Consider the following 9542-nt stretch of genomic DNA (forward strand, 5'->3'; position numbering starts at 1 on the left):
TATGTGCTATGCTTGTCTCATATACACCAGGAGGTGGCTCGTAATGAAGCCCAGAGTTTCTGTAATAACAATCGGAGTAGACAATCTCGAACAATCGGTGAAATTTTACCGTGATGGACTAGGCTTCCCGACAGATGGCATAGTCGGTGAAGAATTTGAAAATGGTGCTGTTGCATTCTTCGACCTGCAGCCTGGTTTGAAACTTGCTGTTTGGCCGCGTAAAAGTATCGCACATGAGACCAAGGTGCTAATGGGCGGTCCCAGTGCTACCGAATTCACTCTCGGTCACAATGTGAACAGTAAAGCGGAGGTAGATGAGGTGATGGCAAAAGCCACAGATGCCGGCGCACATGTCACCGACCCCGCACATGATACATTCTGGGGTGGATATTCTGGTCATTTCCAAGATCCTGATGGTCACTTGTGGGAAGTGGTCTGGAATCCGGAATGGGAAGAAATAGAATAGCGTTCCATCAGGCTGGTGCTTGCCAGCCTTTCTTTTTTTACCGTTTGAGAGAACTAAACTAGTTTCGATACCCAGACAAGGAGCACTCCGAACAGGATCGCCAAGATGGCAGCTATCAGGAATAGCCCTCCTAGAAACAAGGCCGGGATGAGGTAGCAGGTGGCTACTACCACGATGAACCAGCCGATTACGAAGGAGAAGCTTGAGAATAGATCGATGATCGTTTTTATAGCGAAGCCCTCCTTAACCTAGTATTCCTGCCGCTTTTTTCTGTCCAAAAAGAACGCCCAACTGAAGTTAAAGAGCATGCCCGATCCCAGGACAATCAAGATTACATACCACGGCAAATTCAAATTACTGATGACAAGGAAAGGGAGGACGGACAATACTACGGCAATAACCCACTGTACCCAATTAATCTTCCGCACTTTGATTTGCTCCCCAACTATTGAATAGTTTTTGTACCCCTATATAAATATGATAGAAAACCAGGCCGCAAATGGCCCCGAACGCCATGTATTGAAGTAGTTCCAGTAGAAACTCAGCTAATACGAACTCATTTTGGACAACGGTGTAGTCTTCGAACATCCTCGAATAAATAACAGGTCCGTAAACCATGGAGAGTAGTAGGATGCCGCCACTTAAACCGTAGGCGATAACGTTCGTCAGATAGCTGTTTCTCCAGTCGAACAATTTATGTAATATCTTCACAATCATTCCACCCCCGATGAAGACGACAAAAGCGACGGCGAACACGGCGAGCGTATATTCTGCGCTGCCTCGTGAATAGAAGTACAGGCTTACAAGGAAGGCAGCCAATAGACTTGTTGCGATTTGGATCAGTGATTCTTTCATATTATGTACCTCCTTACCGAATCGATTATTGCAAAATTTTGGATGTGAAGCAATGATTATTAGGAGTCAACTTTGTAATTCCTGAAGAACCTTTTTACCGTCTGATTCTCCGTGTGTTGCTGTCAGTGGAATCAAATTAATGATGACTTGAAGGTAAGATAAAAATATAAAGCTATCCATATAATTTCTGAATGTGAAGAACTCGTACCCTGTAAGTATATCTAATAGAATCGCAATAAGTAGATTCGAAATGATGCCACCTAGTAGGTACAGACAAGTTTGTGCTTTTGTCATCTTCTTTCCATTGGAGTGATTGAGCTTCACCCAACCGAATGCAAAATAAGCGGATCTGATCCGAAACACGCCCTTTTGAAAAATGACATTCCCCATCCCTATCGATACTTCCTGTATGTCTTGGGAATACAGCTTGGCGAACGATGCATGTCCAAATTCATGAATGATAGAAACAATCGGAAATAGAAGCAGCATATAAATGAAAAAGTTGAACGCAAACTCCAATATTCCACCCCCCTTAGAAACTAGTAATCTTCCCTCTATTTATGCGAGTCCAATGATATGGAGAAATAGTAGCGAAAAGTAGGGGAATAGCCAAGTCATGAAAAATGATAGGTAGAGGTACTGTAAGGCTTCCTTTCTATCTTCTGCTTTTTTCAAGAGCAGATAACCGGACAGTACTGCCGCGATCAGCCATCCTGGAATGCAAACAAGATATTCAGGCGCTACGATTCCCGAACCTTCCGGATACTCTGCGATGAAACCCGCCGCAAACCAAGTGGACATATACCCGATGCATAATCCGCTGATGACGATATTCGCCCAATACATGATTTTGATCCCCTGCACATCGGTCCCCTCCTTTGTAGCTTAAGTCTCTGTTTCTTCTATTATTTTGAAGATCCGTGAATATACGTCTGCTATGTGTTCATTTGTTTTTTCTTCATTACTTAAACCGAAACCCCAGTTCTTTGATGAACCATCCTCTTGGTTCCTCTTTATCCCGACAGCATAGCTGTTACCAGGTTCCCATCTCCAGGAGTCGTCATAAACCGCATCCTCGGCAGTGAAAGGGATGTGGCTTTTCGCCCCTATAAAGAAGAATGGAATAGGGGAATCGGAGTAGAGATCGGCGTACTGGCTTTCACTTGCTTCGGTCAGATTTTCTTCCGTGATAAAGACGGCATCGTAAGAATTAGAATCTATATTAGGTAATTCTTCAAAGGGAACTTCCCTGAACTCGACTTGTTCTTCAGCTACGTCTGGAGCTTCACCCACGACCGCGATCTTTAAAGAATGACCTTCATACGTTTCGAAGTCTGGTTTATCGGGGGCATGGGCACAAGCCGATATGATGATGGTCATCGATAGAAGTAAGAAGTATAAAACTAATCTGTTTCCGTTGATTATAGGCATGTATAACCTCCTGGTCACTCAGAACATATTACATGGAATTAAATTCCTAATTAGTATGATAACATGCCGTTTCCTTCTCTGATATAGAACAAGTTCTTATTCGAAAGGGGGACTCCTGATGATGCTTCATCTGGAAGCGGGACAAGGTCCCTGTCCCCTAGAGCATAAGCCCTTTCTTCTTGGCTTCTTCATCTTTTCCTGCTCCGATTGCTATCCCCATGGCAAGGCCGAGCGATGTACCGATAGCTGCGTTATCGAACACTGTCATTCCTAAAGCTGTACCGATGCTGATCCCGATTGCCATATACAACGCTAAATTATGGCCCTCTAGGACGAGGTGATGTGTTTTTTGTAGATGGGAGGCGAGTTCGTTTTTCATTTTTTTGAGTTCTGCGAAATTATCATATGTGATTTCCTCTTTGGCGAGTAGACGATCCAAGTGCTCTTCGAGGTCATTCAGGTGGTTCGTGCACGTCTCACATTCAGGAGAAAATTCCTCAAGACGCTTCTTGATCCGCTCGAGTTTATCCAGCTCCAGCTTCTTCGCTTCTTTCGAGTCCACTTTCTTGCGTAATGCATCGATTCGATTAGCCATTTCGGCCACTCCCTTCATTTCTATATATACTGATTTGAGAGGCGGAAAGTTTCAAAGTATAGGACTCTTTCCTACTCAGCACGTTAGTAATTGTAGAAAAAGAGTAGCATGTTATGCCTTCTCGAAAACATATGTTTATTTAGGGTGGATTGTCATCCAGTGGACGGCATAGACTACTGCTTCCGTTGTCGTTATCATCGACTCCATTACCGGCAGCCAAGTTAATTCACCTCTCATGAGGAACTGAATTAAGGGTTCGAATCGGATGGAGATGCAACTAGTTCCGAATCCCCCTTTATCCGGTTTTTGGAAGTGGGACAAAGTCCCTGTCCCCAAAATAAATTCACAGAATCTTTCTAAAACCTGTTGACTTTTAGTGGGGTGAAGCATAGAATTTGGTTAATTCCTATAAAACTTATCGGAATTCTTATCTAGAGAGGTGGAGGGACTGGCCCTTTGAAGCCTCGGCAACGGATCTGGTGTATATGCATCAGAAACTGTGCCAACTCCAGCAAGTGATTCACTTGGAAAGATAAGAAGAGGGACTTAAAGCGTACACCTCTCTTCTTTGTTCAAGAAGAGGGGTTTTTTTGAATATATTTTTAAAAGGAGGAGCATATGGATCACGGGAAACTTACTTATAACCATTTCTCTGAGGATCTCATTCCGCATTTCCAACCAGCTGAGGATGACCCGACAAAAGGTGCCCAAGAGGTACTTAAGTGGGCGTATGATACGTACGATACTTCGCTTGTCTATGCTTGCAGTTTCGGTGCGGAAGGGATTGTGTTGATCGACCTTATTTCGAAGGTGAAAGAGGATGCGGAAGTTGTATTTCTGGACACGGACGTGCATTTCCAAGAAACGTATGAATTGATCGAGAAAGTGAAGCGCCGGTATCCGAAGCTGAAGATCAATATGAAGAAGCCGGACCTGACGCTAGATGAACAGGCAGAGAAGCACGGGCAGGCCCTTTGGAAGAAGAATCCCGACCAGTGCTGCTATATCCGGAAGATCAAACCGCTTGAAGATGCTCTCAGTGGTGTGACGGCGTGGCTATCTGGACTGAGACGCGAACAGTCGGTGAGCCGTAGCAAAACGAACTTCGTGAACAAGGACGGAAGGTTCGAAGCGATCAAAGTATGTCCCCTGATCCACTGGACGTGGGACGACGTATGGGAATATATCCGAGTAAACGACTTGGACTACAACGTCTTGCATGACCAAGGCTATCCGAGTATCGGATGCATGCCGTGCACGTTCAAAGCAGATGGAGACGGACGTTCCGGCAGATGGCAAGGCTTCAACAAGACGGAGTGCGGCCTTCATTCAACGGGCGATTCTAATGCATGAGTGATTTTTCCTAAATCAGAAAGGGTGAAGCGATACATGACCAAAGTGTATATCGTCGGTGCGGGTCCAGGGGATCTGGATCTGATTACGGTGAAAGGTTTGAAAGCGATCCAGCAGTCGGACGTAATTCTGTATGACCGGCTCATCAATCAAGAGTTATTAGACGAAGCGAAGGAAGAAGCGGAACTGATCTATTGCGGCAAGCGTCCGGACCATCACGCCCTGACCCAGCCGACGATTAACGGCCTTCTCTGCAAGTACGCCTTGCAAGGGAAGACGGTCACCCGTCTGAAAGGGGGAGATCCTTTCATTTTCGGAAGAGGCGGAGAGGAAGCGGAAGCATTGGCGAAGCGCAATATCCAATATGAGATCGTTCCCGGCATCTCCTCCGGGGTTGCGGCTCCCGCTTATGCGGGGATTCCGGTCACCCACCGTGATTTCAGCTCCTCCGTCGCCTTCATTTCCGGTGTCAGCAAACTGGGCGAAGATCAAGCGGACTACTGGAAGAGCGTCGTCCGTAGCATGGACACACTATGCATCTATATGGGGGTCAAGAAGCTGCCGGATATCTGTGCACAGCTGATCGGGAACGGCTGCGCTCCGGATAAACCGATCGCCCTCGTCCAGTGGGGAACGACAGAGCAGCAGCAGACGGTGGCAGGGACGCTTGAGAATATCGTAGAGAAGGCGAAGGATATTGAGAATCCTGCCATGATCGTCGTAGGAGAAGTTGTGAAACTCAGAGACCAATTGCAGTGGTTCGAACAGATCGCGCTCGAAGAAGATCCACGAGTCAAGCAAGTGGTCGGGTAAGGAGGGAAAGCATGGAAGCAGTACTATACGTCAGTCATGGCAGCAGGGTGAAGGAAGCGCGTGACCAAGCTGAACATTTCCTCCATCAAGTCCATGACAAGGTGGACGTTCCGTTGTGGAGAATCTGTTTTCTGGAACTCGCTTCTCCGACGATCGGTGAAGGAATCGAATCGCTGGTCGAAGCGGGAGCGACGAAGGTCGTCATCATCCCCGTGCTTTTGCTGAAGGCCGGTCATTACTACAAAGACGTCCCAGATGAATTGGAAAAAGCGATGCGCCGTTTTCCGAATGTGGCCTTCAAATACGGAGAACCGCTCGGTGTGCAGGAACGAATCATTGACGTCCTAGTGGAGCGGATCGAATCGGCAAGTACGCATTCAGGGCAGGAAAAAAGTGTCCTCCTCGTCGGACGTGGCAGCCGCAACCCGGAAACGAAAGAAGCGATCGAGTCGATGGCTCGTCGTATCGAACAGAAAAAAGCGGGTGTGGTGGCCGATGTCTGTTACTTGGCGGCATGCGAACCTACTTTTGAAGAAGGACTCGAGACCGCTTTAGGGCGAGATAAACCGGAAACGATCGTTGTCCCTTACTTGTGGTTCACGGGGATACTGCTGCAATCGATGCAGAAGAAAGTCGAGGAGTTGCAAGAAGATCATCCGACCCTGACGCTTGCCCCTCACTTGTATGACCATCCGACCATGGTCCACGCGCTCGCCGACCGGGTCGATGAAGCACTCGATACAGCTGAGGAGCTCAAGGTATGAAGCCGACGCCATTGATGGTCGATCTGACTGGGAAGAACGCGGTCATAGTCGGAGGCGGGAAAGTGGCAGAGAAGCGAGCCCGCGTTTTAGTGGAGAGCGGAGCGTTGGTGACGATCATCAGTCCGACCATCACGCAAGCATTACAAAGTAAAATCGGACATAACACGATCGAATGGAAGCAGAAAGATTTTGATTCCAGTGATGTACAGCATACTTATCTGGTGGTCATTGCAACGGATGATGAGGGGACGAATGAACAGATCCTCGCAGCGTGTGAACACGTCCCGCTCGTCAATGTCGCAAGCAAGGCGGAATGTGGGAACCTTCATTTCCCGGGACATTTTTCAAGAGGGAAGTTGTCGGTTGCCGTTTCGACGAATGGGGCGAGCCCGATGCTCACTTCAAGGATCAAAGAAGAATTGGAGCAAAAATACGACGAGGATTATGGTGCGTATGTCGACTTCTTATTCGAGTGTCGGCAACTTATCAAGCGGAAGCCTTTTGCGTCGGACGAAAAGCGGTTGATCCTCCAAGCACTCTTGGATGAAGCGTTTTTCGATACCGAAAAGCAACAGGAATTAAGGATTCATATAGAAAGAAGTGAGGAAGGAGGGGATATGCTTGAGTGGATTGAGAGAAAAACGAGTGGCGTTGGCAGCGGATCGCAGGTCTGAGGAGATCTCGAAACTGATACGGAATTTCGACGGGACTCCTGTCGTGTACTCTGCCCAAGGGACACATAATCTCAGTGAAGAAACGAGTCGCTCAGACGTCGAAACGTTCCTGTCACGGTCGTTCGATTGGGTGATTTTGACGACGGGGATCGGTGCGAGGACGCTCTCGAACTCGGCGGAAAAAGCGGGAATCCAAGAATCGTATATCAACAAGTTGGCAAAAAGCAGGCTCGCAATACGTGGACAGAAGACCGTCGATTGGTTGAAGGAGCAAGACTTGTCGCCTACCGTACTCTCGGAAGACGGAACGATGGCGAAGCTGCTGCCGTTGCTGCCGGAAGGACTTGGTGGGGACATTTTTCTCCAAGCGTACAACCAGGATGACGCGAAATGGAAGAAGGCAATTGAAGACAAGGGGTACAGCGTCTATTTGTCGCAACCGTATTCTTTTGAACAACCGGATCCCTCGGTCGTAGATGGACTGAAAGACGAAGTGATCGGTTCAACGGTAGATGCCGTCGTGTTTACGAGCAAGACGCAAGTGCTCAATGTCTTCGGTGGAGACAGGAAGGCTGAACTGGTCGGTTCATTCAATGATCGCGTGCTGGCTGTAGCTGTCGGCAAAGTGACGGCGAAAGCGTTGGAGGACGAAGGGATCACCGAAGTCCTACAGCCAGAAAAACAGAAAATGGGGGCGATGATTGTGACGCTCGACCGTCATTATCGTCAGAAATCCCTTGTAGATAACCCTTAATGGAGGTGGATGTAGGTGTCGTTTGAAGTTAGCAATAGCCCCTTCGGTCCCGAGCAGGCGGACCTTTTGAATAAACTCGTCCCGACGCTCTCGAAGGAGCAGCGGATTTGGTTGAGTGGATATTTAGCAGGCCCTTCTGTCGCACAAGGCGCAGAACAGGACGTAGCAGCTGAGCCTGCTCAGGCCGTCGCGACCGCAGAGAAAAGAAGCATCACGATTCTGTACGGTTCTCATACCGGAAACTGCCAAGCACTATCAGAAGAGCTGGCGGAAAAATTGAAAGCGAAGGACCATGACGTAACGCTTTCTGCGATGGATGATTTCAAGCCGAAAGCACTCAAGAAAGTCGAAGACCTACTGGTACTCACCAGTACCCACGGAGAAGGAGATCCTCCTGATAATGCTTTATCTTTCTATGATTTCCTTCATAGCAAGCGGGCGCCGAAGCTCGATGGTGTCCGTTTCTCTGTTCTATCCTTAGGAGACAGCTCGTATGAACTGTTCTGCCATACTGGTAAAGAAATCGATCAGCGGTTGGAAGAACTCGGTGCGGAGCGACTCTACCCGCGTGTCGATTGTGACCTCGATTTCGAGGAACCGGCAGAAGAGTGGGAGCAAGGCGTCCTGCAAGAACTAGAGCAAGGCCAGCCGGCGAGTGCCCAAGCGAGTAGCGCGGAGCCTGCCACACAGACAGCCACTTCCTTCTCGAAGAAAAATCCGTTCCAAGCGGAGATCATTGAGAACATCAATCTGAACGGAAGAGGTTCGAACAAAGAGACGCGCCATATCGAGCTCGACCTCGAAGGCTCCGGTCTAGTGTACCAACCAGGGGACAGCCTCGGCATCGTTCCAGAAAACGATCAGGTTCTTGTAGATGAACTGATCGAAACGATGGGCTGGGACCCAGGAGAGTCAGTACAGATCGGCAAAGGAGAAACGCGCCGTTTAAGCGAAGCGCTTTTGACGACGTTCGAGATTACGAACTTGACGAAGCCCCTTCTTGAGAAGGCGGCGGCCTTGTCAGAGAATGACGAGCTCGAGAAGTTGGTCCAATCGGAAGATGCTTCTCTATGGAAAGCATATATCGAAGGCCGCGATCTGCTCGATCTAGTCCAGGATTACGGTCCATGGAAAGGCTCAGCCCAGGATTTTGTCGGCATTTTAAGGAAGATTCCAGCACGGCTCTACTCTATTGCCAGCAGCTCAAGCGCCAACCCGGATGAAGTCCACTTGACGATCAGCGCGGTACGCTATGAAGCATACGGTCGCAACCGGAAAGGTGTCTGCTCGGTCCAATGCGCGGAGCGTTCGGAGCCGGGTCAAAGCTTGCCGGTGTATGTGCAGAAGAATGACAACTTCCGCTTGCCGGCCGATCCATCGGCCCCGATCATCATGGTCGGAGCGGGGACCGGCGTTGCGCCGTACCGCTCTTTCCTCGAGGAGCGGGAGGAGACGGAAGCGGAGGGTGATTCTTGGTTGTTCTTCGGAGACCAGCATTTCGTCACCGACTTCCTTTATCAGACGGACTGGCAAGGCTGGCTGAAAGAAGGCGTCCTCTCGAAGATGGATGTCGCTTTTTCCCGCGACACAGAGGAGAAGGTCTACGTCCAGCATAAGATGCAGGAAAAAGGACCAGAGCTGTATCAATGGATAGAGAAAGGCGCCCACATCTATGTGTGCGGCGATGAAAAATACATGGCCAAGGATGTCGAACAGACGTTACTCGACATTTTGCAGACAGAAGGGAAGTTGACAGAGGAAGCGGCTGTCGATTACTTAGCAGAGTTGAGAAGAGAGAAACGATACCAGCGGGACGTTTATTGAACCGGAAAGGAGC

At 48.7% G+C, this 9542-nt stretch carries 13 protein-coding genes and 1 riboswitch; of the genes, 7 read left to right on the forward strand and 6 right to left on the reverse strand.

The window, feature by feature from the left end; genetic code table 11:
* Positions 1-43 precede the first annotated feature (43 nt).
* Entirely contained in the window at positions 44-466 is a 423-nt protein-coding gene (locus tag E4663_RS01280) for a VOC family protein (protein ID WP_135326387.1), read from the forward strand.
* Between the two features lie 414 nt (positions 467-880).
* Here E4663_RS01280 and E4663_RS01285 read toward each other — a convergent pair whose 3' ends face one another.
* The 6 genes from E4663_RS01285 to E4663_RS01310 form a co-directional block, all read right to left on the reverse strand.
* Positions 881-1321 carry a hypothetical protein gene (locus E4663_RS01285; protein ID WP_135326388.1) on the reverse strand — a complete coding sequence of 147 codons (441 nt, stop codon included), beginning with the start codon at positions 1319-1321 and terminating at the stop codon, positions 881-883.
* Between the two features lie 66 nt (positions 1322-1387).
* The gene (locus E4663_RS01290; protein WP_135326389.1) at positions 1388-1840 is read right to left on the reverse strand and encodes a site-2 protease family protein; all 453 of its coding nucleotides are present in this window, start codon (positions 1838-1840) and stop codon (positions 1388-1390) included.
* 39 nt (positions 1841-1879) lie between these two features.
* Positions 1880-2185, reverse strand: a complete 306-nt coding sequence (locus tag E4663_RS01295; RefSeq protein WP_135326390.1) for a hypothetical protein — start codon at positions 2183-2185, stop codon at positions 1880-1882.
* Positions 2186-2206: 21 nt separating this feature from the next.
* Positions 2207-2752 carry a hypothetical protein gene (locus E4663_RS01300; RefSeq protein WP_135326391.1) on the reverse strand — a complete coding sequence of 182 codons (546 nt, stop codon included), beginning with the start codon at positions 2750-2752 and terminating at the stop codon, positions 2207-2209.
* 157 nt (positions 2753-2909) lie between these two features.
* Positions 2910-3347, reverse strand: coding sequence for a glycine zipper domain-containing protein (locus E4663_RS20065; protein ID WP_241657086.1), 438 nt, complete (start codon positions 3345-3347; stop codon positions 2910-2912).
* Positions 3348-3482: 135 nt separating this feature from the next.
* The gene (locus E4663_RS01310; protein WP_135326392.1) at positions 3483-3668 is read right to left on the reverse strand and encodes a hypothetical protein; all 186 of its coding nucleotides are present in this window, start codon (positions 3666-3668) and stop codon (positions 3483-3485) included.
* A 103-nt stretch (positions 3669-3771) separates the two neighbouring features.
* Positions 3772-3886: riboswitch (SAM riboswitch) on the forward strand.
* 79 nt (positions 3887-3965) lie between these two features.
* On the opposite strand from E4663_RS01310, the gene E4663_RS01315 reads away from it, so the two are divergent.
* Genes E4663_RS01315 through E4663_RS01340 form a run of 6 tightly spaced genes read left to right on the forward strand, consistent with a single transcriptional unit; the run spans position 3966 to position 9529 of the window.
* Positions 3966-4700: a phosphoadenylyl-sulfate reductase gene (locus E4663_RS01315; RefSeq protein ID WP_079479024.1), complete on the forward strand. Its 735-nt coding sequence runs from the start codon at positions 3966-3968 to the stop codon at positions 4698-4700.
* A 36-nt stretch (positions 4701-4736) separates the two neighbouring features.
* Positions 4737-5513 carry a uroporphyrinogen-III C-methyltransferase gene (gene cobA / locus E4663_RS01320; RefSeq protein WP_079479025.1) on the forward strand — a complete coding sequence of 259 codons (777 nt, stop codon included), beginning with the start codon at positions 4737-4739 and terminating at the stop codon, positions 5511-5513.
* A gap of 11 nt (positions 5514-5524) precedes the next feature.
* Positions 5525-6277 carry a sirohydrochlorin chelatase gene (locus E4663_RS01325; RefSeq protein ID WP_135326393.1) on the forward strand — a complete coding sequence of 251 codons (753 nt, stop codon included), beginning with the start codon at positions 5525-5527 and terminating at the stop codon, positions 6275-6277.
* Positions 6274-6951, forward strand: a complete 678-nt coding sequence (locus E4663_RS01330; RefSeq protein WP_135326394.1) for an NAD(P)-binding protein — start codon at positions 6274-6276, stop codon at positions 6949-6951. The genes E4663_RS01325 and E4663_RS01330 overlap by 4 nt, the downstream gene beginning before the upstream one ends.
* The gene (locus E4663_RS01335; RefSeq protein WP_135326395.1) at positions 6899-7705 is read left to right on the forward strand and encodes a uroporphyrinogen-III synthase; all 807 of its coding nucleotides are present in this window, start codon (positions 6899-6901) and stop codon (positions 7703-7705) included. Before E4663_RS01330 ends, E4663_RS01335 begins: the two co-directional genes overlap by 53 nt.
* 15 nt (positions 7706-7720) lie before the next feature.
* Positions 7721-9529 (forward strand): assimilatory sulfite reductase (NADPH) flavoprotein subunit, encoded by a 1809-nt coding sequence (locus E4663_RS01340; RefSeq protein WP_135326396.1) that lies wholly within the window; start codon positions 7721-7723, stop codon positions 9527-9529.
* The last annotated feature ends 13 nt before the right edge of the window (positions 9530-9542 follow it).

The sequence above is a fragment of the Halobacillus salinus genome (assembly GCF_004684905.1).
GTDB lineage: Bacteria > Bacillota > Bacilli > Bacillales > Halobacillaceae > Halobacillus > Halobacillus salinus.